We start from the raw sequence: 26,422 nt of genomic DNA on the forward strand, positions 1-26,422 counted from the left end.
CAGAATAGAAAAAGGCCTTCTCATCCCAAAAAGGGACGAGAAGGCCTCTCGCGGTACCACCCTTATAGACGAAATTCCATTCGTCCACTCGACATTCGTAACGTGAATGATACGCGAAATGCTTACTTAGAAATGTTCAAAAGACACTCTCTTTTGAATCAATTTATGTGTTCAGCACCGAACTCCAGGGTGATTTTCATTCTTATCACTTATATCAGGCTTCCACCATCCCTGACTCGCTTTTAGAGGATGTTCAATAAGTCCGGTGGAAATGACACATCGAATTTCTTCGTTGGCTTGTTTTTCCGTTGCTCACGTATTCACTACATACGCTCCGCTACTCAAAACTGCGCCGCCTCGAACTTCTCGGTCCTTTCCATCCTCCTTTTTGAAACAACATTTTTTATAAGTTTGACAAGAACTACTGTCCCTTTCAAAGCTGCTAGTATATTAAAGTAATTAGTTGTTTTAAAATTATATGCGTATTAAACAAAAGAGTCAAGTGTCGAGACTAGTTTTCTTCTGATTCTGCAAAAACAGGCTCTACATTGTATTCCATTAGATGATCCCAATCATCATTATTAAGCATGTCTAACTGAGCTTCCACTAACATTTTAAATCTGTTTCTGAATACTTTTGACTGTTTCTTCAAATCTTCAATTTCGATTGATATCTTTCTAGATTTAGCTAACGATTCATTAATAATACGATCTGCATTTTTCTCTGCTTCCTTGATGATAAGCTTTGCTTCTTTTGAAGCATTACGTTTTACTTCTTCAGCTGTTTCTTGCGCTATCAAGATTGATTTATTTAATGTTTCTTCGATATTTGTAAAATGACCTAGTTTTTCGTTCAGCTCTGAAAGTTTTGACTCAAGTTCTTTTTTCTCACGAATAACCATTTCATAATCTTTAATAACTTGATCAAGAAACTCATTTACCTCGTCCTCATCATAGCCGCGAAAGCCTTTGTTAAATTCCTTATTATGAATATCTAATGGCGTTAAAGGCACGAATGCCACCTCCAAAAATTAATAAATGCGATTGTTTTTCAAACATTCTCTAAATAAATGATACTTTACAATTCGACAAAAAAGAAGAAATTCCTGCATTATTTACAATTATTTTTGTCTTCCCACAATTATTCTCCATTTTTCTCTCTTCGTTTTCCCTTCAATTGAATGAAGTCTACTTCTTCCGTAACCACGAACAGAAAGCACATCTCTTTCCTTACATTCAAAGGAAGTTTGTTCGATTTTTTTCCAATTCACTTTTACAAGTCCATTTTCAATTAAGACTTGCACTTTTTGTCTTGACAAATTTAATATAGATGACAATATAACGTCTAATCGTAAGGAGGATACAGTGACAGTTTGCTCAGTCCATTCATCATGTACGAATACCAGATCTGCAGCTGCAATCTCTGATAATGAGATCGTTGCCTTACCAACGGATGTTAAATTCATTCGTACAAAATCAGCAACCTCCCCAGCAACAACAATTTGAATACGCTCGTCCTGTGTTAAGATATCACCAAATTTGGAACGTTTTAAACCGAGAGACATTAAGGAACCAAGAACCTTTCGGTGGTCAACAGAAACAAATTTTACAGGATATTTCACCTCAAAATAGGATAGATTGAAATCCGTTACAGTAGGTTCAAAGTAAGATGGATACAATAATGCTCGTTTACGTTCAAGTCCTTCTTTTCCACCAAAAAAATGAACAAGGACATCTCCACCGTTTCCTACAACTTGTTTCACGATTTCTTGTTCACGTGGATCAAGAAAGTCGGTTAACCTAAGACTATACTGATTCAGGACAGTCTGTTGCCATTCCAACACCTGATCGATAAACGCATGCTCTTCTTTTCGAAAATGTTGATATAAATTCATATGTATAATACCTCGTTTAAAGTAGAAAAGTTCAAGACGCGCTGATTTACGCGACAATCATAAGAAAACTCCGACCTTCCGAAGCGATTGACTTATGACAGAGAACTGATGGCACCTGGAGCTAAACAAAAAATAAAGAAAAGGGACCTTGTATGAAGGCCCTTTTTAGAACATGCTTTGCAAAGCATGAATTCCTCTACCAGCGAAATTTAACACTAGGATTGCTACAATTGGGGAAATATCAATCATCCCTAGTGGTGGAATAAATCTACGGAATGGCTCTAGGTATGGTTCACAAATTCTTGTTAAAAATTGACCAATCCCAGATTCACGTGCATTTGGAAACCAAGACATCAAAATATAAATGATCAGCGCATAAGAATAAAGTACCAGCGCTTGACTTAAGATACCGAAAATAATACCCATTTTCGATTACCACCCCTTTTCAGCAAAATCTTCGTTAGAAACAATCTCAGAAATATTTCCTGACACATCTATATTGTCAGGTGTACATAAGAAAATATTTGCACCAATGCGTTGAATATCGCCACCTATGGCATAAACAGTTCCACTTAGAAAATCAACGATTCTCTTTGCTTGATCGTGTTGAACACGTTGTAAATTAACAACAACTGCTCGTCTGTTTTTCAAATGATCGGCAATTTCCTGTGCCTCTGCATATACTCGAGGTTCAAACAAAATAACCTTAGAAGACTTTTGAACACTTTGTAAGCTGACTACATTTTGTTTTGCAGCTGGTTTTACAGCCTTTGTTGGTTCTATTTCTTCTTCAAAATAATCTTCTTCATCATAATCATATTCATCTTCTAATGCAAAAAAGCTTTTAAATTTGGATTTTATACTCAATTGTAACACCTCTCTCTTATCAAATGAGCCTTGGCGTATTTGCGCCCAGATTTTAGGCCCACAGGTAGTGGGTCATTAAGACGTTGCCACAGGATTAGTCTTTGATCTTACTGCTCGAATAACTTCCTTTAAAAATCGCATGTCTACGCCGAAAGCTTTAACTTTATTCAGTCGGACTTTTTAGATCTAACTGAATAATATCTCACATTTTCCATTTTTATACGTTATAACTTTTGACGAATAAAGTTAAAATTCTTTACCAACCAATGAAGTACCTATTCGAATGAAGGTAGCCCCTTCTTCAATTGCAATTTCAAAATCGTTCGACATACCCATCGATAATTCAGTACATGGGGCATGATGCAAACCAAGAGCTTGTACATCATCTCTTAGTTTTCGAAGTCTATGAAAGCATGAGCGAATAACATCTTGATCATCAGTAAATGGAGCCATTGTCATTAATCCGACTACCTCGACAGAGGGATACTTTTCAAGTTCCTTTAGAAATGACTCAAGATTTTCCGGTGACATTCCGTGTTTCGACTCTTCTCCAGATACGTTGATTTGTACGAAACATTTTATTTTACTGCTAGCCCGCTTTTGAATTTCTTCTGCTAACGATAATCGATCGAGTGAATGAATATAGTCCACCTTTTCAATCATGTTTTTAACTTTTCTTGTTTGAAGAGAACCAATAAAATGCCATGTTGGTTCATTCCCAATTTCTACTCTCTTCTTAATCAAACCCTCGTCACGATTTTCTCCAATATGCGTAATTCCTGCTGCAATTGCTTCCTTAGCTGTTTCAACACTTACATATTTCGTTACAGCAATAATTGAAACAGAATCGGCTGGCCGATTTGACCGCTTGCATGCTTGTTCAATCTTTTCTTGTAAGTTGCATAGATTTTCTTTTACACTCATTTAAAAATTAATCCTCCTTAAAGCCAATAAAACTCATCATTCTTCCTGTTTTCCCGGCATCCCTTCGATGCGAAAAGAAATTCTGATTCTCACAGGACGTGCAATACGAGGAAACTTGAATATTTTCAGGAGGAATTCCTGCACTCACCATCAGCTGATAGTTCAGTTCTTTTAAATCTAACCGATATTGGTTGTCATTCACTATTTCGTATGGTTTTGAATCTATTTTGTCCATTTTTTTCACGAAATTTATAACGTAATCATCCACAATATAGCAGCATTTGCCTATTGCAGGTCCAATTATTGCCTGGATATTATCTGGTTTAACACCTTCATTACCCCAAACACGAATCATTTCTCCAGCAATATCCTGAACAGTTCCCTTCCATCCTGCATGAGCAATTCCAATGATTGGATTAGATGGTGCAAAAAAATAAAGTGGAACACAGTCTGCATAGCAGAGGGTTAACAGAATATTTTTCTCTGTCGTGTATAACCCATCTGTATCCTTAATGCTACCTTCGTATGTAAAAACACCTGAACCAAGATCTTTTTTACTGACCTTAGTGATGTTATTTTTATGTGTTTGCTCGGAGCATACCCAGTTTTCAAGTGGAAAGCGGAGAATATCTGCAAGCTGTTTTCGGTTTGAAATAACCAAGTTGTCCTCATCTTTTACGTGTAAACCAAGATTAAAGGATTTAAAATCACCTTCACTATTTCCACCATTTTTAGTCGTAAAACCAGCAACCAGTTCATCTGAAATATGGCTCCAACTGGAAAGTTTTAAAACTTGTTCTGCCTTTTGAGTAAATGGTTCAAGCTTCATAAAAACATCCTTTTATTCACATTTATCAACACATCTGACCTAGATATGATGACAATATTTTGTATTCAGATAATGACTCCTTCTTCTGCCTATTTTATCACATCTTAGCAAAAGAAAGGAGAATATGTTAGGAAAAATGTCAAAATTTAGCGCGATTACTCAATTGTATTCTGAGTTCGCACTAAAATCACATCCTTACCGACTTTGATAATGTTTCTCCATGGAATCACAATCTCTTCCTCACGACCAAATATGCCTAATACTTTTCCATAGCCACCTATAATAATGGACTCTATTTTTCCTGTTGTTAAGTTAATGTCGATATCGCCAATATTACCAAGTCTTTTTCCATCAACAACACTTACAACATCCTTCGCCTGAAAATCAGAAATTTTCACCATTTCCCTCCGCCTCCTTATAGTAAACTATATGACTGGATTACTGCCTTTTATGAGACAAAATTAGACGAAGTGAAAGGCTTTAATTTCACACGATAAAAAGGCGATAAAAAAGACATTCGATTTCACCGAATGTCTGATATTTCACACTATACATGCTATAACTTGTCCATTTACTGGACGAATCCATCATTAATTTTGGATGTTCTTATTCATTTGTTTAATAGCTGCTTTTTCAAGACGTGAAACTTGAGCTTGAGAGATTCCGATTTCTTCAGCAACTTCCATTTGTGTTTTCCCTTGAAAAAATCGTTTTCGAAGGATTAGTTTTTCACGATCATTTAGTCGTCTCATTCCTTCTTTTAAGGCAATCTCTTCAATCCAATTTGAATCACGGTTTCGTTCATCACTTAATTGATCCATCACAAAAATTGGATCCCCACCATCATTATAAATCGGTTCGAATAATGATACAGGGTCTTGAATCGCATCAAGTGCAAAAACAATTTCTTCATGTGGCACTTCAAGAACCTTTGAAATTTCTTCTGCTGTAGGTTCCCTTGATGTTTCACTCATCAAACGCTCTCTTACTTGCAAAGCCTTATAGGCAATGTCCCGCAATGAGCGCGACACCCTGATAGGATTGTTGTCTCGTAAATAGCGCCGAATTTCGCCGATAATCATCGGGACTGCATAGGTGGAGAACTTTACGTTTTGACCAAGATCAAAGTTGTCGATTGATTTCATCAGACCGATACATCCGACCTGAAATAAATCATCCACAAATTCTCCTCTGTTGTTGAACCGTTGAATTACACTGAGAACAAGTCGTAAATTCCCATTTACGAGCTTATCGCGGGCTGACAAATCGCCACTTTGCATTTGTCGGAATAATTGCCGCATCTCTTCATTCTTTAGTACTGGAAGTTTTGAAGTATCAACACCACAAATTTCTACTTTATTTCGAGTCAATTCTTTCCCTCCTAACAGGAGTTGCTGTACAAAGTTAAGTATCTCCGTTAGAGGGAAAAATATGCATTTCGAATTCACAACTATTTCCATACCTTGTTTATAAAAACAGTAAAATCAATAGCTATAAAGGAAAAATAATTTTTATTTACACCATTTTGTTAAATTCTTTTCGAAGTCGTTTAATGATTCGCTTTTCTAGTCTTGAAATATACGATTGCGATATCCCAAGCATATCGGCAACATCTTTTTGCGTCTTTTCTTCTCCACCAATTAATCCAAATCTTAATTCCATGATTTGTTTTTCACGATCATTTAACTGATGAAGAGCCTTCACTAATAATTTTCTGTCGACATTCGCTTCCAAATCCTTTGTAATGATGTCTTCGTCTGTTCCTAGAACATCTGATAATAATAGTTCATTACCATCCCAATCAATATTTAATGGTTCATCAAAGGAAACCTCGGACCTTATTTTATTATTTCGTCGTAAATACATTAATATCTCATTTTCAATACATCTAGATGCATAGGTTGCAAGTTTGATTTTCTTTTCAGGATTAAAGGTATTGACAGCCTTGATTAACCCAATTGTTCCAATACTAATTAAATCTTCGATATTTATTCCTGTGTTCTCAAACTTACGTGCGATATATACTACTAGTCTTAGGTTTCTTTCAATAAGAATCGACCTTGCGGCTTGGTCGCCACTAGGCAACTTATTTAAAAGAACCTCTTCTTCATCCTTTGATAACGGTGGAGGTAAAGCCTCGCTACCACCAATATAATAAATTTCATCTGTCTTCAAACCTAATTTTATTAAAAGTTTATACCACCAATATGTAAGTTTTAATTTTAATTTAGCCACAGATAAGTTCTCCCTTCTAATTTGTAAAAAGCGTGAGTATGATATTTATTAGAATAAATTTGTTTATTTTTCCTTAGGTTCTGTTAAACAATAGTGTTGATTTCCGCTGCAGGTACTCGCTTTCCGCGGGCGGTCCGGAAGCCTCCTCGTCGCTAAGCTCCTACGGGGTCTCCCTTGGACACGCTTTTCCAGCAGGAGTCTCGTACCTTCCACTCCAATCAACAAAGTAAAAAGAACAACATCGACCTTTAACACAGCCTTACTTATTATGAAGCTGTCTGAATGGAGCTTGAAACAAGCATTTTCGGATGTACGATACAATCATACTCCCCATCAGTTGATAAGGTAGTATGGTTGAATGCCACCAATCCTTTTTTTACGATATTTTCTTCATTTTGATGATAGATTGTTATTCGGTCAGGTTTAACTGCCAATAAGAATTGATGTTCTTGGCCAACCCCACGATATGGAATAAGTCTTACACGACTTTCCCATTTATGAGATTCTGTTGCAGAATCATTGGTTAAGAGCTCAATATTTTTGGATTGTTCCATCAGTGCTTTTGGAAATTGACCCTCATATTTTGTTGTGTCTAAGATCATAACTGGGCTCTTTGTAATTGGGTCGAACAATTGATTTCCACTGTCGACTAAACCTTGTAAATGCAAGATGACATCATCTATTTCAAGTTTCACAGCAACAATCTGATCATAGAAAACTTTCTTCGTTTCAATGTCTTCCATTCTATTTTTTGAAAAGTACCATAAGAGTGGAAAACCGATTAGCACAAACCCCCAACTAATTGGGTTTCCGTAGCTGGTAGACTGAGTCATGATTGTTCCATCAAAAACCTGAACATCAAATTCTAAAAAATAATGAACCCCTATCATCCCACCTCCAATCATGAAAGTAGCAAAATAAAAGGTTAATAATCCTTGTAAAAAATAGCGAAATCGTTTATATCCGAAAGCAACTCCTACAATTACGATTGAAAAGAGAAGTTTTGTAACAGGATGAGACCCAATTTCTGCAAAAGGAGAAACCACTAAGAGCACTAGCAAAGATCCAATAAATGAACCTACTAAGATTCTCCATTTTACAATCTTTCTCTTTAGGATCATTGCAGTTAAAAGTAATAATAAGGCGTCAAAGAAAAAGTTTAACAGCCAGATTACATCTAAATAAATAGACACCCCATTTCTCCTTTCACCAAAAGTTACTTTACCTTCGAAACATGTATTTGCAATTGGTAAACTAGTTAGCTTAAAAAATAGTATATAGTACATCTTATATGGAAGTCTGTCACTTCATGCCGATAATAAAAGAGAAATTTTGGAAGATTAGTTCTTATTTTGTCAGTTAAGTTAGAATGAAGAGGAATATAAAGAAATAGGTGAAAAAATAGAAAAAAGGCATTCGACAACTAAATTGTCGAATGCCTTTTTAAATATTTATGAAGTCCTTTTTATTGTCTGGTTCTATGTCAAAGCCCATCGCTTCTGAAGGCTGCAAAAAGTGCCTTCTGTCAGCACTGTTCTTATACTTGTTGCCGATAGGTATGCGCCTTGGGGCTTTTCTTTTTATCCTCTTCTATTACGGTTACGTAGGAATGTTGGTACATCAATTTCTTCTTCTACATGAACTGCACTACGTGTATTTATTTCCTGAACCGGCTCCTCACGTCTAATCTCTCTTCTTGGCGAAACCTGAACCTGTGGTTGAGGTTGTGCTTGTGCTTGTGGTTTAGTACTAAGTGAAGGACGAACTGGACGTGTTGGATTTACTTCAGCTTCTGTAAAACCAGTAGCAATAACAGTCACGACGATTTCTTCTTTTAGATTTTCATTAATTACAGATCCAAAAATCATGTTAACTTCCTGATCTGAAGCTGATGCAACAATATCTGCGGCCTCTTGTACCTCATAAAGACTTAGGTTTGTACCACCTGTAATATTCATAAGGACACCTTGTGCACCATCAATTGATGTTTCAAGCAATGGACTTGATATAGCCTTCTTTGCAGCTTCAGCAGCGCGGTTTTCACCTGTTGCTACACCAATCCCCATAAGAGCAGAACCTCTATTAGACATAATTGTTTTTACGTCAGCAAAGTCAAGGTTGATTAACCCTGGTACAGCGATTAAGTCAGAAATACCCTGTACCCCCTGACGCAACACATTGTCTGCTTCACGGAATGCTTCAAGCATTGGCGTATTTTTATCAACAATTTCTAGGAGACGGTCGTTCGGAATGACAATCAGCGTGTCAACTGATTCTTTCATTGCACCAATACCGCCGGCAGCTTGCGTTTGACGCTTTCTACCTTCAAAAGTGAATGGTCTAGTTACTACACCTACTGTTAGAGCACCTAAATCTTTTGAAATTTGGGCAATTACAGGTGCAGCTCCTGTACCTGTTCCACCACCCATACCTGCAGTAACAAATACCATATCGGCTCCTTTGAGAGCTTCTTCGATTTGTTCTCTGCTCTCTTCCGCAGCTTTCTTTCCTACTTCCGGATTGGCTCCGGCACCTAAACCGCGAGTTAATTTCCCACCGATTTGCATTTTTATTTCAGCTTTTGAAAGATTTAAGGCTTGGGCATCTGTATTAACTGCGATAAACTCGACGCCTTGAACACCATGTTCAATCATTCGGTTAACCGCGTTATTTCCACCGCCACCTACACCGATTACTTTTATAGTAGCTAATTGATCAACGTTTGTATCAAACTCTAACATTATAAGATCCTCCTAATTTGCAAATATACTTCTCTTTTAAACTGACTATTCAAAGAAGAGACCGAAAAACCTTTTAACTTTTTTCCCGATATTCTGCTCTTCTTTTGAGTTTTTAGGGTGACTTTTCGCTTGAGGCTGTCTAGCAGGTCTTTTCTCAGGATTTTCCACCTGGACAGTGGTGCTTATTTTTCTTCCTTGGATTCTTGCTTGCTCATATGCGAACTGTAACAGCCCTACACCTGTTGCGTATTGAGGTTCTCTAACACCAATATAGTCTGGCTTTGCAATTCTAACATTGTTTCGTAACACAATTTGAGATAACTCTAATACTCCAGGCATATTTGCTACACCACCTGTAAGAACGAAGCCACCAGGAAGATCTCCTACACCCATTTTCTTAATTTCTTTTTGTGCTAATTGTAAAATTTCTTCTAATCTAGCTTCGATAATTTCAGAAATTTGTAATTGGGTAAATCTTTCATGTTGATCACTGCCAATAATTGGAACATCAAATACTTCTTCATCAGAAGCATCGTCGTAAAAGGCATGTCCATGTTTAATTTTGATTTTCTCAGCATCTTCAGTAGATGTTCGTAAGCCAATTGCTAAATCCTTCGTAATATGGTCCCCACCAACAGGTAGAACACTTGTTGTTTTTAAATGACCATTTTTGAAGAGTGCAATAGTTGTAGAACCTCCTCCAATATCCACGAGAGCAACCCCTAAGTTTTTCTCATCATCAGATAAGGAAATTGAACCTGATGCTAGAGGTTGTAAGGAAATTGCGGTAATATCAAGTCCTGCTTTTTCTACACAACGCAGCAGGTTATGTAAAATCGTACGTGAAGTTGTAATAATAGTTCCCTCTACTTCAAGCCTAACACCTAACATACCACGTGGATCACTAATTTCATCATATCCATCTACAATAAATTGTTTTGGAATCATATCGATAATTTCTCTTTCTGGTGGTAGAGAAATAAATTGTGCGGCATCGATTACACGTAGGACATCTTCATTGCTTATTTCGCGATTTTGACGAGATTCTGTAGAAACTGCCACTACTCCATGTGCATCCTGTAACTGAACATTGATAGCAGGGACGGATACAACTACTTGATTAATAGAAATGCCTACCATTCTTTCTGCTTGCTCAACTGCCTTCTTAATAGAATGAACGGTTTCATCTATGTCTACAATTGAACCTTTTTTCAAACCTTCTGATTTAACATTACCCACACCTATTATGTTAAGAGAATCATCAACCATCTCACCGATGATAACCTTAACATTGGATGTACCGATGTCAAGACTAACACATATTTCATTGCTGTTCATTCTGTGGCACCTCCTTTTTTACATAACACATTTCTTATAACATTTTTCGAACAACAATTGACATTTTTCATAATAATTTTTGTATATGAAAAATATTCAACAACCATAGGGGTTTTCCCTTTATAAAAATCAATTTTTTTCTATTTTATCACGAGAAAGGCTCCATTTGGATAAAATTATTCGTCGGATCACCGCAATATTTTGGAATAGCCTTACTCCAAATGCGAAAACGGCTACCAAGTACAAGTCTACACCAAGATGCACACCTAGAAAAGCTAAACTTGCTGCCAATAAGATATTAAAAAAGAAACCAGAAACAAATACGGACTGATCATAAATATTTTGTAGATGGGCACGAATCCCACCAAACAAAGTATCAAGAGCTGCTAAAACGGCAATCGATAAATAATTCGAATACTCTGCTGGAATTTTGAACTCCGATAACAGTCCGAGGATGATTCCGACTATTAGACCGAAAATTGGAAGCCACATGACTATGTTCCACCTTTATCACTTTTTATCTGGTTCCATATTAGGTTGCATTTCTGTAATCCTAATTGGGTCATCAAATGCAGGAATTGTTACAACTTTACTGGGCTTTGATATTTTTAATCGCAGGTTATCAATAAAGAATTGACGCTCTGCTTCTGATGCTTTTAGCTTGTTATAAAGTCTTTCAGCATCGTCTGCTATAACTTTTATTTCAATTGGTAATGGATTTAGAGAATACGAATCAATTTTCGGTCTTCCTTGAATTTCTCGTATGACCGTTGTCGTAATAACACGGTGGCCGTCAATTGAAATCGCCTTTGCCTGATAAGAATTCAATTCATTCACTAGCCATCTCAACAAACTCGGAGAAATAGTTGTTGCTTGTCTTCCTGCTTCATTGAACGATTGCTCAACTGTAATCGTAAGCCCAGGACCTGATACTTGAGTAAGTCCCGCCTGTTTCTTTAATTCATCAAGCGTATCTTTAAGAATAAGCATTTTACTGTCATCTCGTTGATTCTTGTATTGTTCCAACTTTGCTTCATATGTATAAATTTTTGTTAATAATTCTGTATATAATTCTTGTGATTGCTTTAAATCCTCACGCAATTGCCATAAATCACGTGTATCTCGCACTTCAGGTTCTTTAATGGTTTGGAATTGGACAGCAACCATAAAACCAATTATACACGTAATCACAGTGAAGCTAATTCCTGTTTTTTTGTCCAAGAAAACCACCTAGCCTTCTTTATCAAACATCCGGTTTATTCATTCGCTTTAAGTAATGGGTCCATTTGAATTTGTGTTTTGTTCTCAATTTTCACGACTATATTATCTTGAATCAATTGGTCTGTAATTCCACCATTCATATTTAGAGCCGGTATGAGGACATCGGGATCACCAATTGCTGTGATCACAAATGGTGCCGGATATGGTTTGCCATCAACCACTACAACTGGTCCATTACAATATAAATACGAATCATGACTAAGTCGTTTTCCATTTACAGAAACCGCTTGGGCACCAGATACATAAAGTTCGTTAATTACCTTAAATAAATGACTCTCATGCACTAGGTAATTATTAACATCTTGTCCTGATGGAACGTAAGAGGAATCTTCAAGTGTAACTGAAACTCCTGGGCCTTTTACACCAATTTCACCAACGACCATCCGATATTTTTCTACTTCTTCAACAAGATTATAGTAAATTTGTTCCTGTTCCTCTTTGGCAAGATCTTCTTCGATTGCTTGGATTTGATTTTGTTTCTCAATGAGCTTCAGTTGAAGCTCATTATTTTTTTCATTTTGTTCATTCAATTCCGTTCGTATTTTTGTCTCTTCATTCCATTGTTGTTCAGTGACATGACTTGATTCCATTTGTTCTTTTGTAAATTGGTACGAGAATGAAATCATAAAGCCAAGGACTAAGCAAACAAATGAAAGAACCACATGCTTACCCTTCACTTTCATCTGTTACCATCTCTCCTTCTTCACTGGTGCTCTCTTGTTCGTATGGAATAAACGTTGGTACTACATCTAGTTCAATATATCCATTTAGTGATGGATCCAATTCACTGACAATTGTAGGATATGCTGTAATATTCTTCGCGAAATTTCGTACAGTAGCTTTTACTTCATACCCATCAATCATGTAAAGGGTCATCTGAAGAGGATCATATTCTGTAGGAGTATGGTGAATTTCAGAAATAAGCTTTGAAATTGAGGGTTGGATTTTATTCAGTTCCTTTGTAAGCAACTTTAATGCTTCATCATCCCAGTCAATTAAAATTGGCGCGTCCACTGGGATCGCTTTTGAACCAAATTTTTGGGCATTCTCAATAATCTTCCCATTTTCAAGGATTGGGTAAAAAGTATTATGACCACTTATATATCCTACCCTTTTTAGCTCATTGACATTTATCTTTATATTATTGGGAAATTGCTTTTGAATCGTAACGTCCTTAATTTCAGGGTGTTTTTTAATATTTTGTTTAACTTCATCCTGATTAACCTTCCAAAAGCTTGTCCCAACATTCAATTTGCTTAGCTTTGAAATTTGTTCGGATGTAATATTTTGGTTGCCTGTAATAGTGATCTCACCGATTTTACTTAAAGGAGATTGGAAATAAAGAATTCCGGAAAGCAATAAAAAGAAAAAGGTTATGTACATAATCAAACGACGATTAGCTTTTTGTTTTCTTCTTTGCTTAAGCTTTGGAATTCGGTCTTCTATTGTAACAACCTTTTGCTTTGCCAAATACATTCACCCCGCGAATCGAAAATCTCCTGTAATCATCTTAATATAACAACATGTCCATTTTATATAGGCGAAAACATGCAGTGTAAAAATCCTTTGAACGAAAGAATAAACGGCATGTATACATGCCGTTTAGAAACTTATACAGTAACACATACATGTTATTGTATTATATCATATTTTCCTAAGAAATGGGTGTAGAATCTGTCTAGATTCGACCAATTATTTCAACTTCTGTTTCCATCCGCACACCGTGTAAAGTATAGATTTTCTCCTTTACGAATTGAATGAGATCAAGAACATCCTGCGCTTTTGCATTTCCGGCATTCACAATAAAATTACCATGCATTTCGGATATTTTTGCTCCGCCAATGGTGTAGCCTTTCAAACCTGATTTTTCTACTAATTGTCCTGCATAATGCGGAAGTGGATTTCGGAAAATACTTCCAGCACAAGGGAGATCCCATGGTTGTGTATTCCTTCGATAGTCTTTATTTTTTTTCATGACTGCCGAAATATCCGCTTTATCCCCTTCAGTTAATTGAAACGTTGCCTCTACTACAATTCCAGGTCGTTTCTTTTGAAGGATCGAGGTACGGTAGGAATATTCCATATCCTCATTTGAAAGCCATTCCAGACTACCGTCATCGAATAAAATATGTGCCTTAGTTAATATTTTGGAGATATCAGACCCATGTGCCCCAGCGTTCATATAGACTGCACCACCGATGGAACCAGGAATACCACTTGAAAATTCAAGTCCTGACAATCCTTTTTTTGCAATTTGTACAGCAAGACTTACGATTGAGTAACCAGCACCCACTGTTAATGTTGTACCTTGTAAGTCCATATGATTAATACCATTGCCTAGTTTAATAACTGCCCCTTCAATACCTTTATCAGAAACTAGAAGATTTGAACCTCTTCCGATTGCCCGCCATTTAATTCCGTGTTTTTTTATTATTTCAAGGGTCTTTTTTAAGGATTCTATACTATTTGGTTCGATAAATAAATCTGCCGGACCACCAATCTTGATGGTTGTATGCTTAGATAAAGGTTCACTCTCTATAACCTTTCCAACATTCGACTCTTGAAGTTCTTTCACTATATTTTCCATGATTACCTCCTTCATCTGCATCTCGACACAGAACAGACATTACTGTAGTATATGCTCATTGTTGCTTTCATGGTACATTCGCCTAAATTAGATCATTCATTACATTGTAAAGACGACTTGCAGCATCTGGTATCCCAATTTCTGAAGAAGCTTTTTTCATTTCCTCAAGTTTTATGGGGTTTAAAAGAATTGAGTCAATGTCCTTAATTAACTGAGAACCTGTAAGGTCTCTTTCAAGTCTCAAAATGGCTGCCCCCTTATCGCTTAGGGATCTTGCATTTTTCTCTTGATGGTTATTTGTTACATATGGGCTTGGTACTAAAATGCTTGGTAGTCCTAATGCAGTTAGTTCAGCTAAGGTTGTCGCACCTGCTCTAGCTACAACGAGGTTAACACCTGCTAGAACATCTGGCATATTGTGAATAAACGGTTTGATGATTACATTATCTGGATTTCCAACCGCTTTTACCCGATTAAGTACATTTTCATAATGAACCTCACCTGTAACATAGATAAATTGATAATTCTTTTCCTTTACTTCAGATAAAGCACTCAAAAATGCATCGTTAAGCGGCTTGGCACCTCTACTTCCACCAACTAGTAAAACAGATTTTTGGGAACTATTCAGACCAACAGATTCTCTCCCTTTACTTCCATCTTTATCAATTACCTCAGACGCCCTAGGGTTTCCTGTAAGGATTACTTTTTCTTTAGGGAAAAATTGACCTGCTTCTTCAAAGCAGATTGCCACTTTGTCAACATATCGGCTTAAAAATTTATTTGTAAGGCCTGGTATGCTATTTTGTTCATGAATGATTGTTGGTATATGTAATTTTGATGCTGCGTAAACAACAGGTCCACAAACATAACCGCCTGTACCTATTACAACATCTGGTTTAAATTCTTTTATAAACTTCTTACTATCTTGGACACCTTTTAGGAACCGAGTAATAGTTTTAATATTTTCAAAAGAAAGCTTTCGTTTGAACCCAGTGATATGGATTGTTTTAAATGGGATCCCCTCACGTGTTACAATATTGCTTTCCAACCCTTTTTCTGTGCCAATATAGAGAAATTCGGCTGAAGGATTAAGTTTTTTTATCTCTTTAATTAAGGCAAGCGCAGGATAAATATGCCCTCCTGTTCCACCACCACTAACAACTATTTTCAAGGAAACTCCTCCCGTTTTTGGAAGTTTATCGTAAAATTAGATTAACCCTGTTCAAGTAAACAGGGTTAATCTCTTTTCTAAGTATAACATATATTCATATGTTTTGGGTTAATACCTTGAATACCTACTAATATTTAAAAGGACGCCGACTGCCATCAGCATTAAGGTTAACGAAGACCCTCCATAGCTTAAGAAGGGAAGTGTTATTCCCGTTACTGGCATGAGACCAGTTACAACTCCGATATTTATTATTACTTGAATCGCAATCATTCCAATTATTCCGATTCCTAGGAAACTTCCATATAAATCAGGTGCACCTAAAGCAATCCGTACGCCTCTCCAAAGTAGAATACTAAATAATATGATGACAAACGAACCACCGATAAAGCCTAACTCTTCTGCCAGAATGGCAAAAATGAAGTCAGTCTGAGGTTCTGGCAAGTAGAAAAATTTCTGTCGACTTTGCCCCAAGCCTAAACCGAATAAGCCTCCAGGTCCAATTGCATAAAGAGATTGAATGATTTGAAACCCAGTACCTAATGGGTCTTCCCATGGGTCTAAAAAGGATGTAATCCTTTTTATTCGATATGGAGCCGATAAAATTAAGGCAACAAACCCCGCTACTCCAATTAAGCCCAGTCCTACAAAATGGGAGATTCTTGCCCCCGCAACATAGATCATCACAACACATGTTCCAACCATTACTGTTCCCGTTCCTAAATCAGGCTGTAGCATAATCATACCAAAAGCCAGAAAAACAAGCCCCAGTGATGGCATTAAACCTTTTTTAAAGGAAGTAATTTTCTTTTGATTCTCAGATAGAAATTTTGCCAAAAACGCAATCATTGCTAATTTCATAAATTCTGATGGTTGAATTGAAAATGCTCCAACGCCAATCCAACTTTGAGAACCATTGCGCTCCATTCCAATTCCAGGGATTAGTACAGCAACCAATAAAACAAAACAAATTATGATTAGCACTTTTGCCCAGGTTCTCCAAGTCCAATAGTCTACATTCATGATGAAAAACATCGCAATGACACCAACACTTGCAAATAATAATTGTCTTTTAGCAAAGAAAAACGAATCATCGAATTTATATGTAGCCCATATTGCACTGGCACTGTACACCATAATTAATCCAACTGCTAAAAGTGTAAGTGTTGTAATAATTAAAATGATATCCGGGGTCGTTCTCTGGGTCACAATCAAAACACCTCTACATTCTAGATTCAGAGCAAGGAAAAAGCGCAAGCGCCTTGATTAGCCCCGACAAGCATAAGACGAATCACGCAGGAAATCCTGATTTCTGGAGTGATTTGGCTTATAACCTCGAGGGGCTAGGCGCTGGAGCTAGATTAATCTAGATTGTCCAAGCCCTTACTAAAGCTTATGCACGGCGTTTATAAAAATGTCTCCTCTTTCTTCAAATGTTTTATGTTGATCCCAGCTAGCACATGCAGGTGATAATAAGATGACATCACCCTCATTTGAAAGATCATAAGCTACTTTTACCGCTGCTTCAACATTATCGACAGTTTTTACGATTTCTATTCCAGCAAGTTGGCCAGCTCTTTCAAGCTTTTTAGCTGTTTGACCAAATAGAACCAACGCTTTCACACGTGTTAGTTCATCTACAAGTTCATCAAATTCATTTCCACGGTCTAGTCCACCTGCCAACAAAATTACTGGCTGCTCAAAGGCAGAAATCGCCTTCTTTGTAGCAAGAATATTTGTCGCTTTTGAATCATTATAAAATTTGCGATTTTCAACAGTAGTTACATACTGGAGGCGGTGTTTAACACCTGTAAAGCTTGTTAAAACCTCGTTAATGGCACGATTAGGTGTTGATACGAGCTTAGCAACCGCAACTGCAGCCAAGATATTTTCGAGATTATGAACACCTGGTAAAACAATATCTTTAATTTCAATGATTTTCTCATCATTAAAATAAATCGCCTGATCTTTTATATACGCGCCTTCTTGTAATATTTTCGTGGTTGAAAATTGAACTCTCTTACTTCTAACATTTTCGGCTGCAAACATGACATCTTTGTCATCTATATTGATGACACAATAATCAGCTTCTGTTTGATTTTCAAAAATTCTCGCCTTTGCTTTGATGTACTCTTCCTTTGTTCCATGGTAATCAAGATGGGCATCAAAAATATTTAACAGCACTGCAATTCTAGGAGCAAAATCTGCAATTCCCATTAATTGAAAAGATGAAAGCTCAGTCACTATAATATTTTCTTTTGTTGCCCCTTGTGCAACCTCGCAAGAAACAGTTCCAATATTTCCTGCAATTAATGGAGATTTTTCTCCTTTTTCGAGCATTTCATAAATCAATGTGGTGGTCGTTGTTTTCCCATTAGATCCCGTAATCCCGATAAAATCTGCTGGGGTAATATGGTATGCTAACTCCACTTCCGTTAAAATAGGGATTCCTCTCTTGATTGCCTTATCAATAATAGGATTACTATATGGAATACCAGGATTTTTGATAATAAAGTCAAAATGATCATCCAAAATGGCAATTGGATGACCTCCACACACTACTTTTATTCCCATTTTTTCTAGTTCCTGAGCAGCCTCATTTTCTTCATACGGCTTTTGGTCATTAACCGTTAGAACAGCCCCAACCTCATGAAGAACTTTTGCTGCAGCAAAGCCGCTTTTGGCAAGTCCAAGTATTAAAATATGTTTATTAGTAAACTTCTCTGATTTTTTCAATTAAATCCACACCTCAATATAGATTCCAAGAATGGCACACAATAATCCGACAGTCCAAAATGTTACTACAACTCGCCATTCTGACCATCCTACTAATTCATAATGGTGATGCAAAGGACTCATTCTAAAAACACGTCTTCCCGTTGTTTTAAATGAAATGACTTGAATAATAACAGACAATGTCTCTATTACAAATACGCCACCAATTAATATCAATAATATTTCAAGCTTTAGCATGATAGCAACTGTTGCAATTGCTCCACCAAGTGCAAGTGAACCTGTATCTCCCATGAATACCTTAGCAGGGTTGGCATTAAATACGAGGAATCCAAGAACTGCACCGACTACAGCTACACAGAAAATTGCAACATCATATTGTGCCTGATTCCAAGCTAAAACCGCAAATGCTCCAAAAGCAATTGCCGCTGTACCAGATACCAATCCATCCAAACCATCTGTTAAGTTGACTGCATTGGAGAACCCTACTAACCATACAATTAACAGCAGTACATAAAGAAGTTTCAAATCAAATTCAAAATCTGTACCCGGTATTGAGATCGCAGTTGAAAAATTATTTTGTTTGAAAATAAAATAAAAAATGATAGCAATAAGGATTTGACCAAACAGTTTCTGTCTTGAAGTCAAACCGAGATTCCTTTTTAATACCACTTTGATAAAGTCGTCTAAAAAGCCCAGTACCCCATATCCTAGTGTTACAAACAAAAGCAAATATGTAGTAACAGAAAGTTCACCTAATCGATTTGACACTAATAGTGTAGTAAGTAAGATGGAAACCATAATAATGATACCACCCATTGTAGGTGTTCCTGATTTTTTTTGATGGGATTTAGGTCCTTCCTCACGTATACTTTGTCCAAATTTTAATCTACGTAAGAAAGGGATAAAAATAGGGGAAAGAATGACACTTATTATAAACCCTATTGCAATTGAGTAAATGACTACTTCTTCTATCATTCTTATCCCCTCCCTTCTTCATTCAATGCAACTTTTTTTGTAAGCTTTGTTATTTCATCCACTATGGGATTGTTTTGTTTCATTTCTTCCGTTACATGTGTAAATAGTCTAAATTTTGTCATTTGATCATACCCATTTTCTTCGATTTTTTTTAGATAGAATTCTAGGATTTGTTTCAGTGCTGGAAATGGTTCTGGTACTACAAATACAGGGAAATGATTGGGAAGAAATCCCGGTAATTTCTCATCCTTGGGCCAAACTGCTGCAACCACACCATTATAAAGCGCACGCTTTAATAATTCATCCCTTTTTTCTTGTTCAATTGAAATATATAGCCCTTTTTTCGTTATAATGTTTGGATCAGTAATTACTTCTTCAAAATAAAAGTCCTGACTCTTTAATCCATATGCTTCCTGAAAAAGAATCCATAAATCCTGATTGGATAACAATTATTTCAACTCCTTAATTGCACGTGCTGCAACAAGGCGGTCATCAAACGAATGAATTTCATTCCCAATAATTTGGTAAGTTTCGTGTCCTTTGCCAGCAATGATTATTATATCATTCTCACCCGCATTTGATATAGCATAAAATATTGCTTTTTCACGATCAGGAATTGTGATATATGTTTCTCCTATTACTCCAACTTCCATCTCCTTTAGGATTTGAACAGGATCTTCTGAGCGAGGATTATCTGATGTGAAAATAGGGATATCCGCAAATTTTGCAGCAATCCTAGCCATAATTGGGCGCTTTGACCGATCACGATCCCCACCACATCCAATAATGACAAAGATTTTCCCTTTTGAAAACTCCTTTACTGTTTTCAAAACATTTTCAAGACTATCAGGTGTATGGGCATAATCCACAATCACAGTAAAATTTTGCCCTTGGTTGACAATTTCAAAACGTCCGGGAACACCTTTTACCTTTTCAACTGCAGAAATAATCGTTGAAATAGGTATTTTCGAAATGATACAAGTAGCGATTGCTGCCAACACATTATAAACACTAAACATGCCAATTAATTTCGTTTTTAATTCGTAAGAACCAAACGGTGTTGTTAGCGTAAACTCTGTTCCTGAGGCGGTCATGTGAATATGTGAAGCCATAATATCAGCTGAATGATGAATTCCATATGAGATGATGGTCGCTGAAGTAGACCTTGTATATACCCGTGAAGCAGGGTCATCATTATTTAATACAGCAAATTTTGGATTATCATTGTCAAATCGATTACCTAATCCAGTAAACAATAGACCTTTTACCCTTCGATACTCATCGATTGTCTGGTGGTAATCCAAATGATCCTGAGTCAAATTAGAAAAAACAGCAATATTAAAATCACATCCATGTACCCTTCCAATATCTAGGGCGTGTGAGGAAACCTCCATGACTGCTGTGTTTATTTTCTCAGAAACCATTTGATTAAAATACTTTTGCAGCATGACTGATTCTGGTGTTGTATTTTTCATTTCAATGGTTTTTTCACCAATTTTGGTATGCATGGTTCCGATTAAACCAATTTTCTGGCCTGCTTCTTTAAAAATCTCCTCAATTATGTGAGTTATTGACGTTTTACCATTTGTCCCAGTAACACCAATTAAATGAAGTTGATGTGTCGGGTGATGGTAAAAAGCGTCAGCCAACACAGCCATTATTCTTCGGGTATTCTTTACCTTGATAACCGGAATGGATACCTGGACATCTTTTTCGGCAATAATCGCAACAGCACCTTGGTCTTCCGCTTGCTTTGCAAATAAATGGCCATCATACGTACTACCTTCTACACAAAAGAATAAACTTCCCTTTCCTACCGCCCTTGAATCCATTTCAAGAGATGTGATAAGTGGGTTGGCGCTACCTTTTTCCGTAAAATCATGCAAGTTAGCTAACAATTCTTGTAATCTCATCATGAATTTTACCATTTCCCCTCGAAAGATTTACTCTGTCGAATCGGCACCAGATTAACATGTTACTCCAGACTTACGATGTTGTCTAGTACCCTATTTACCTATTAGACATTAAACAAAAGGACACCTTACAAAAAATTTTATTCCTCTATATTAAAGGTATTCCTTTTTACAGAAAAAAGAAGCCTAAAGGGGAATCCTTTGGCTACTTAATTCTTATCTTTTGATTCTTTTTTATCCGCGGCTTCCCCGAGATGGATTCGTAATGTTGTTCCTTCTTGAACTCGTTCCCCTGCATTTGGAGCTTGGTCAACGACAACATTTCCTTCTCCACTAATATCCAGTTTTATATTCATTAATTGTTGTTGAAGCTCTTGTTTTGTCAACCCAATCACATCAGGAACTTCAAGATATTTTTTATCAGTCCACAATTTGATCTCTTTTTCAATTTGATTATCACGCTTTTCAATACCTAGCAACGGTAAGCTTTCACGCATAATATTTCCAACGATTGGCGCTGCTACTACTCCACCGAATTGCACAGTTCCTTTTGGGTTATCTACGGCAATGTATACCACTATTTGTGGGTCATCCGCCGGTGCAAATCCAATAAAGGATACGATGTGGTTATTTTGTAAATAACCTCCACCTTTTTTCGATTTTTGGGCAGTACCTGTTTTACCACCTACACGATAACCATCCACATAAGCTCCACCACCAGAACCTTTGGCAACAACATTTTCTAGTGCAAAACGAACCTGTTTGGATGTTTCTTCTGAAATGACACTCCTTACGGCTTCAGGCTCATTTCGTTTAACAACCTTGCCTGTTATAGGGTCCACCCATTCTTTAGCCACATATGGCTTATACAAGGTTCCTCCATTTACAGCTGCGGCTACAGCCGTGACCTGCTGAATCGGTGTTACAGCTACCCCTTGACCGAATGCTGTTGTAGCCAACTCGACAGGACCGACATTTTCAGGTTTAAATAAAATTCCTGTCCCTTCTCCTTGGAGATCAATTCCAGTCTTTTGTCCAAATCCAAAATTCTTTATATACTTAAATAAGGTATCTTTTCCTAATCTAGTGCCTAGTTCTACAAATCCTGGGTTACATGAGTTTTGTACAACCTCTAAGAAGGTTTGATGCCCATGTCCGCCCCTTTTCCAGCACTTTAGGGTTGCTCCCCCTACTTTGGCAAAACCAGGATCCGTAAAATGATCATTCTCTAAGTTGACTTTTCCTTCTTCTAAGGAAGCCGCAAGTGTAATAATCTTAAAAGTTGAACCAGGTTCATACGTACTCCAAACTGGGAGGTTACGGTTATATACTTCTTGTGGGACGTTCCTAAAGTTAGCTGGATCGAAATCAGGTCTAGAAGACATTCCTAATATTTCTCCATTATTTGGATTCATTGCAATCGCAATGATTCCATCTGGGTTGTATTGTGCTTCGGTATTATCAAGTTCCCTTTCAATTACGGTTTGAATTTTCGTATCAATCGTTAGCCTCAAGTCCAAACCGTCCTTCGGAGGTGTATAATCATCTGCGATATCTGGCATTCTTCTACCTTTCGCATCAGAATAAAACTGAACACTTCCTTTTTCACCCTTTAACTCTTCATCATAACTTTTTTCTAGTCCTGTTAACCCCTGGTTATCGATACCAGCAAAGCCTAATACATGGGAAAGGTAGCTACCAAAAGGATAATGACGTTTCGAATCTTCTGCTATGTAAACACCCTTTATCCCAAGAGCACGGACTTCATTTGCTTTTTCATGAGAGATTTTTCTGCCCTCAGGATTGATATATACCTTAGACTCATTTTGAGTAATTTTTTTAAATGCTTTCTCTTTTGACATATTTAATACTGCAGCAAGTTTTTCTGCTGCTTCAGCAGGGTTTTCAATTTGTCTAGGAACAACTAAAACAGTCGGAGCACTTTGATTGGTGGCGAGAACTACATCATTGCGATCGAGAATTTTCCCTCGCTCGGGCTCAAACGGAATGTCACGGCTCCATGAATCTTTTGCGAGAGCAGTTAGCTTTTCTCCTACAAAAAATTGAACATACCCTAATCGAACATCAATAATCAGAAATAATAAAAACCCTATAAATAGTACTATTGACAACCTTCTTCGTACTGTTACGTTCGAAACACGCATATTGTTGTACCTCCTATTAAAACGTAAGCGCCCTAAAAAGTGCAAATCACTTTAAAATCCAAGGCTCGTCTAAATATATGCTTGTACAGGAATGAATAGAACAAATCAAATACGCTGGAGCAGAAGGTTGATAAACCTATAAATATGGAACAAAAAAAGGGAACTGAAAAATCAGTTCCTTTATTGTTCCTTGTCATTATTCTCTTCTTCAACAGGATCTTCTCCCGATGCATATGGTGTTTCAAGGGTTACTGTTAGCTTATCTCCATTTTTTAAGATGGATCCAGGCTCTAAGCTTTGTTTGATAACATAACCATTACCACTATAAGATGCTTCGATATTTGTTAAATCAGCTAACATCATGACATCCCGTAAAGACCAACCTGTCATGTCCGGAAGGGTTGCATCCTGGTCGGTAAGAAGGAAAATATGTTCATTGGGTAAAACTTTCTCCCCTTGTTTTGGGATTTGAGCAATGATCTTCTTTCCATTTCCAATCACAGTCGCTTTAAGGCTTTGCTTTTCAATTGTTGCTAGTGCCTCTACTTTTGATTTTCCAGCATAAGAATCAGTTACTATTTCTTGATCTACATGCACATTATTTTCTGTGCTTTCATCTGTTGGTTGAATATTTAAATACTGTAGGCTATTTTTCATAACATGATTGAATACAAGTGCAACTGGTTCGTTTCCAATGTCGGTATCCTTAAGCTCTGGTTGTTGAACTGCTACATAAACCACAAGTTTCGGGTTATCTAGTGGGGCCATTCCAAGAAACGAATAAATATAATTCCCTCTTCCATATAAATACCCACCCTGAGGACTCGGAATTTCAGCAGTACCTGTTTTCCCTGCCACTTGGTAACCTTCTAAGTTATATTGTCTTCCCGTTCCATCCGTTACCACTTTACCTAACAAATCTAACACATGCTTAGCGGTTTTAGCTGACACTGGTTGACCTGCTACTTTTGGCTCATGGTCTACAATTGTTTTATTCGTATCAGGGTCTACAATTTTATCAACAATATATGGTTTCATCATCTTTCCGCCATTCGCTATGGCTGTTGCGGCCTGAACCTGCTGTATTGGAGTAACAGAGGATGCTTGTCCGAATGCTGTTGATACCTTGTCGATCTCCCATTTAAAGTTTATCTTATTCTCAACTTCACCCTCTAAATCAATCCCTGTTGGTCGATCAAGACCAAAACGACCTAAATACTCCAATAATTTATCCGTACCTAATTGCTCATTTGCAATTTTTGCAAATGAAACGTTCGAAGATTTTAGCACACCTTCGTCATAGGTAATTGAACCCCAACCTACCCTGTTATGGTCACGAATGGTTTCTCCACCCACAGAGTAGCTGCCGGAAGAGAATTTTGCATTCCCGTTGTAGACTCCTTCTTCTATCGCTGCTGCTAACGTGAATATCTTCATTGTTGAACCTGGTTCATACGGGTAGGCAATTACATCATTCAAGTAATTTTCGATATTTCTAACATTAGGGTCAAAGCTGGGTCTTGTTGACATAGCCAAGATTTCACCAGTCTTTGGATTGGCAACAACACCGATCACTTTTTTAGGCTTATATTCCTTAACAACCGTGTTCATGGCGTCCTCTAAGAATGTTTGGATCGTTTGGTCAATCGTTAAATAAACATTACTTCCATTATCGGGAGCAACTATTTGTTCTTTTGCGTCCGGAAGCTTATACCCTTTTGTATCACTTTGAAATTTCATATAACCATCTTCTTCACGAAGATATTTATCGAGGTCTTTTTCAATCCCCATCTTCCCGACTGTATCCGTTTTTTTTGTTTCATTATCGGTTACTTTAGCGGCATAACCAACAAGATGTGATGCAAACGTCCCATTGGGATAGTAACGTTTTGATTCTCTTCTAAAAGCGATGCCAGGCAATTCTAATGATTCAATTTCTTGCTTAAGCGAGGTACTGATATCTCGACCATTAGTACCAAACTCAACCTGTTTTCTATCAGGCTTTGTTAAAATTTTATATATTTCATTCTCATCCATTTTTAATAACAGCGCGAGTTTACTTGCTGTTTCTTCAGGATCTACTACATGTTTAGGATCATCTTCATTTATTGTTAGTTCTTCATCGAGGATTGCAACCACTGTAAATGAAGAAGTGTCCTCAGCAATTGGATTTCCGTTGCGGTCATAAATAGCTCCTCGTTTTGCTTCAATTGCTCTTTGCTTTGTATATTTTTCTTCTGCTAAAGCTGCTAATACAACACCATCAACCTTACCCGTACCTTGGATATACACAAATCTTGCCATCAATGTAAAAAAGAGCAAAGCAAATATTATACTAATAAATGCTGCTCCTCTGTTTATATTGTTATTTTTAACCTTTATTTTCATGATTATTTTCCTTGAACCACTTTAACGTTATTCTCATTTAAAACAAGTCCGAGTTCTCTTGCTTTTTCCCATAAACGCTCATATTCACTTAGTTCTTGAACTTGTACATAAAGGTCACTGTTTGTTTTTGTTTGTTTATTAATTGATGCTTCGATTTGTTGGATTTCGATATTTGTATTGTAGATAGATACTTGGTTAGATATGATATGAATTGCGCAGAATACCACAGCTACAGAGAATATAATCCCTAATAACTTTTCTCCTAATGAAAATCGAAATTTCTGTCTTCTTTCCGGTCGTGTTCTTGGTGTCTGATTTGGTTGATAGTTTTCTGTTTGTCTAACTTTGTATGCTAAATTACCCATCATATCCCTCCTTAAG

Annotated in this window: 26 protein-coding genes; all 26 read right to left on the minus strand. The window is 36.9% G+C overall.

What is annotated here, in order from left to right; genetic code table 11:
* Window positions 1–511: 511 nt before the first annotated feature.
* The gene (locus tag NST91_RS16070) at window positions 512–1,012 is read right to left on the minus strand and encodes a DivIVA domain-containing protein (RefSeq protein ID WP_121446512.1); all 501 of its coding nucleotides are present in this window, start codon (window positions 1,010–1,012) and stop codon (window positions 512–514) included.
* Window positions 1,013–1,120: 108 nt separating this feature from the next.
* Window positions 1,121–1,894 carry a YlmH family RNA-binding protein gene (locus tag NST91_RS16075; protein WP_341331955.1) on the minus strand — a complete coding sequence of 258 codons (774 nt, stop codon included), beginning with the start codon at window positions 1,892–1,894 and terminating at the stop codon, window positions 1,121–1,123.
* Window positions 1,895–2,059: 165 nt separating this feature from the next.
* Window positions 2,060–2,320, minus strand: a complete 261-nt coding sequence (locus NST91_RS16080) for a YggT family protein (RefSeq protein ID WP_099352351.1) — start codon at window positions 2,318–2,320, stop codon at window positions 2,060–2,062.
* A 6-nt stretch (window positions 2,321–2,326) separates the two neighbouring features.
* A complete protein-coding gene (locus NST91_RS16085; protein ID WP_121446510.1) occupies window positions 2,327–2,761 on the minus strand; it encodes a cell division protein SepF in 435 nt (144 codons plus the stop codon).
* Window positions 2,762–3,007: 246 nt separating this feature from the next.
* Window positions 3,008–3,685, minus strand: a complete 678-nt coding sequence (locus tag NST91_RS16090; protein WP_341331956.1) for a YggS family pyridoxal phosphate-dependent enzyme — start codon at window positions 3,683–3,685, stop codon at window positions 3,008–3,010.
* A gap of 7 nt (window positions 3,686–3,692) precedes the next feature.
* Window positions 3,693–4,514: a peptidoglycan editing factor PgeF gene (gene pgeF, locus NST91_RS16095; protein WP_341331957.1), complete on the minus strand. Its 822-nt coding sequence runs from the start codon at window positions 4,512–4,514 to the stop codon at window positions 3,693–3,695.
* A gap of 155 nt (window positions 4,515–4,669) precedes the next feature.
* Window positions 4,670–4,915, minus strand: coding sequence for a YlmC/YmxH family sporulation protein (locus NST91_RS16100; RefSeq protein ID WP_099352348.1), 246 nt, complete (start codon window positions 4,913–4,915; stop codon window positions 4,670–4,672).
* A 189-nt stretch (window positions 4,916–5,104) separates the two neighbouring features.
* Window positions 5,105–5,974, minus strand: coding sequence for an RNA polymerase sporulation sigma factor SigG (gene sigG, locus NST91_RS16105; protein ID WP_099352347.1), 870 nt, complete (start codon window positions 5,972–5,974; stop codon window positions 5,105–5,107).
* A gap of 55 nt (window positions 5,975–6,029) precedes the next feature.
* On the minus strand, window positions 6,030–6,749 hold the full coding sequence (sigE, locus tag NST91_RS16110; RefSeq protein ID WP_099352346.1) for an RNA polymerase sporulation sigma factor SigE: 720 nt from the start codon (window positions 6,747–6,749) through the stop codon (window positions 6,030–6,032).
* 266 nt (window positions 6,750–7,015) lie between these two features.
* Complete coding sequence (spoIIGA, locus tag NST91_RS16115; RefSeq protein ID WP_341331958.1) at window positions 7,016–7,942, minus strand: sigma-E processing peptidase SpoIIGA; 927 nt, start codon at window positions 7,940–7,942, stop codon at window positions 7,016–7,018.
* Between the two features lie 387 nt (window positions 7,943–8,329).
* Window positions 8,330–9,490: a cell division protein FtsZ gene (gene ftsZ, locus NST91_RS16120; RefSeq protein ID WP_341331959.1), complete on the minus strand. Its 1,161-nt coding sequence runs from the start codon at window positions 9,488–9,490 to the stop codon at window positions 8,330–8,332.
* A gap of 45 nt (window positions 9,491–9,535) precedes the next feature.
* Window positions 9,536–10,828 (minus strand): cell division protein FtsA, encoded by a 1,293-nt coding sequence (gene ftsA, locus NST91_RS16125; protein ID WP_341331960.1) that lies wholly within the window; start codon window positions 10,826–10,828, stop codon window positions 9,536–9,538.
* Window positions 10,829–10,957: 129 nt separating this feature from the next.
* The gene (locus NST91_RS16130; RefSeq protein ID WP_010282644.1) at window positions 10,958–11,320 is read right to left on the minus strand and encodes a small basic family protein; all 363 of its coding nucleotides are present in this window, start codon (window positions 11,318–11,320) and stop codon (window positions 10,958–10,960) included.
* 18 nt (window positions 11,321–11,338) lie between these two features.
* The gene (locus NST91_RS16135) at window positions 11,339–12,049 is read right to left on the minus strand and encodes a DUF881 domain-containing protein (RefSeq protein WP_341331961.1); all 711 of its coding nucleotides are present in this window, start codon (window positions 12,047–12,049) and stop codon (window positions 11,339–11,341) included.
* 35 nt (window positions 12,050–12,084) lie between these two features.
* Window positions 12,085–12,786 (minus strand): DUF881 domain-containing protein, encoded by a 702-nt coding sequence (locus NST91_RS16140; RefSeq protein ID WP_121449127.1) that lies wholly within the window; start codon window positions 12,784–12,786, stop codon window positions 12,085–12,087.
* Window positions 12,776–13,585, minus strand: coding sequence for a cell division protein FtsQ/DivIB (locus tag NST91_RS16145; protein WP_341331962.1), 810 nt, complete (start codon window positions 13,583–13,585; stop codon window positions 12,776–12,778). The genes NST91_RS16140 and NST91_RS16145 overlap by 11 nt, the downstream gene beginning before the upstream one ends.
* A gap of 202 nt (window positions 13,586–13,787) precedes the next feature.
* Window positions 13,788–14,696, minus strand: coding sequence for a UDP-N-acetylmuramate dehydrogenase (gene murB, locus NST91_RS16150; RefSeq protein ID WP_341331963.1), 909 nt, complete (start codon window positions 14,694–14,696; stop codon window positions 13,788–13,790).
* 82 nt (window positions 14,697–14,778) lie between these two features.
* A complete protein-coding gene (gene murG / locus NST91_RS16155) occupies window positions 14,779–15,867 on the minus strand; it encodes an undecaprenyldiphospho-muramoylpentapeptide beta-N-acetylglucosaminyltransferase (RefSeq protein WP_341331964.1) in 1,089 nt (362 codons plus the stop codon).
* Window positions 15,868–15,975: 108 nt separating this feature from the next.
* Window positions 15,976–17,076 (minus strand): stage V sporulation protein E, encoded by a 1,101-nt coding sequence (gene spoVE, locus NST91_RS16160; RefSeq protein ID WP_304215876.1) that lies wholly within the window; start codon window positions 17,074–17,076, stop codon window positions 15,976–15,978.
* Window positions 17,077–17,250: 174 nt separating this feature from the next.
* Window positions 17,251–18,600, minus strand: coding sequence for a UDP-N-acetylmuramoyl-L-alanine--D-glutamate ligase (gene murD / locus NST91_RS16165; protein WP_341331965.1), 1,350 nt, complete (start codon window positions 18,598–18,600; stop codon window positions 17,251–17,253).
* Window positions 18,601–19,575 (minus strand): phospho-N-acetylmuramoyl-pentapeptide-transferase, encoded by a 975-nt coding sequence (mraY, locus tag NST91_RS16170; RefSeq protein WP_341331966.1) that lies wholly within the window; start codon window positions 19,573–19,575, stop codon window positions 18,601–18,603.
* A 2-nt stretch (window positions 19,576–19,577) separates the two neighbouring features.
* Complete coding sequence (locus NST91_RS16175) at window positions 19,578–20,024, minus strand: hypothetical protein (RefSeq protein WP_341331967.1); 447 nt, start codon at window positions 20,022–20,024, stop codon at window positions 19,578–19,580.
* On the minus strand, window positions 20,025–21,488 hold the full coding sequence (locus tag NST91_RS16180; protein WP_341333548.1) for a UDP-N-acetylmuramoyl-L-alanyl-D-glutamate--2,6-diaminopimelate ligase: 1,464 nt from the start codon (window positions 21,486–21,488) through the stop codon (window positions 20,025–20,027). It lies immediately after the preceding gene.
* Between the two features lie 209 nt (window positions 21,489–21,697).
* On the minus strand, window positions 21,698–23,653 hold the full coding sequence (locus NST91_RS16185) for a stage V sporulation protein D (protein WP_341331968.1): 1,956 nt from the start codon (window positions 23,651–23,653) through the stop codon (window positions 21,698–21,700).
* Between the two features lie 180 nt (window positions 23,654–23,833).
* Window positions 23,834–26,041, minus strand: coding sequence for a penicillin-binding protein (locus tag NST91_RS16190; RefSeq protein WP_341331969.1), 2,208 nt, complete (start codon window positions 26,039–26,041; stop codon window positions 23,834–23,836).
* A gap of 2 nt (window positions 26,042–26,043) precedes the next feature.
* A complete protein-coding gene (ftsL, locus tag NST91_RS16195) occupies window positions 26,044–26,406 on the minus strand; it encodes a cell division protein FtsL (protein ID WP_341331970.1) in 363 nt (120 codons plus the stop codon).
* Between the last annotated feature and the right edge of the window lie 16 nt (window positions 26,407–26,422).

The sequence above is a fragment of the Ferdinandcohnia sp. FSL W7-1320 genome (assembly GCF_038050315.1).
Taxonomy (GTDB): Bacteria; Bacillota; Bacilli; order Bacillales; family Bacillaceae_L; genus Ferdinandcohnia; species Ferdinandcohnia aciditolerans.

Coding starts and splice junctions, on each gene's coding strand:
- NST91_RS16075 (WP_341331955.1), bottom strand. CDS start 1,894: ATGAATTTATATCAACATTTTCGAAAAGAAGAGCATGCGTTTATCGAT.
- NST91_RS16145 (WP_341331962.1), bottom strand. CDS start 13,585: ATGTATTTGGCAAAGCAAAAGGTTGTTACAATAGAAGACCGAATTCCA.
- NST91_RS16080 (WP_099352351.1), bottom strand. CDS start 2,320: ATGGGTATTATTTTCGGTATCTTAAGTCAAGCGCTGGTACTTTATTCT.
- NST91_RS16185 (WP_341331968.1), bottom strand. CDS start 23,653: ATGCGTGTTTCGAACGTAACAGTACGAAGAAGGTTGTCAATAGTACTA.
- pgeF (WP_341331957.1), bottom strand. CDS start 4,514: ATGAAGCTTGAACCATTTACTCAAAAGGCAGAACAAGTTTTAAAACTT.
- ftsZ (WP_341331959.1), bottom strand. CDS start 9,490: ATGTTAGAGTTTGATACAAACGTTGATCAATTAGCTACTATAAAAGTA.
- ftsA (WP_341331960.1), bottom strand. CDS start 10,828: ATGAACAGCAATGAAATATGTGTTAGTCTTGACATCGGTACATCCAAT.
- ftsL (WP_341331970.1), bottom strand. CDS start 26,406: ATGGGTAATTTAGCATACAAAGTTAGACAAACAGAAAACTATCAACCA.
- NST91_RS16100 (WP_099352348.1), bottom strand. CDS start 4,915: ATGGTGAAAATTTCTGATTTTCAGGCGAAGGATGTTGTAAGTGTTGTT.
- NST91_RS16090 (WP_341331956.1), bottom strand. CDS start 3,685: ATGAGTGTAAAAGAAAATCTATGCAACTTACAAGAAAAGATTGAACAA.
- NST91_RS16130 (WP_010282644.1), bottom strand. CDS start 11,320: ATGTGGCTTCCAATTTTCGGTCTAATAGTCGGAATCATCCTCGGACTG.
- mraY (WP_341331966.1), bottom strand. CDS start 19,575: ATGATAGAAGAAGTAGTCATTTACTCAATTGCAATAGGGTTTATAATA.
- NST91_RS16190 (WP_341331969.1), bottom strand. CDS start 26,041: ATGAAAATAAAGGTTAAAAATAACAATATAAACAGAGGAGCAGCATTT.
- NST91_RS16180 (WP_341333548.1), bottom strand. CDS start 21,488: ATGAGATTACAAGAATTGTTAGCTAACTTGCATGATTTTACGGAAAAA.
- sigG (WP_099352347.1), bottom strand. CDS start 5,974: ATGGAAATAGTTGTGAATTCGAAATGCATATTTTTCCCTCTAACGGAG.
- murB (WP_341331963.1), bottom strand. CDS start 14,696: ATGGAAAATATAGTGAAAGAACTTCAAGAGTCGAATGTTGGAAAGGTT.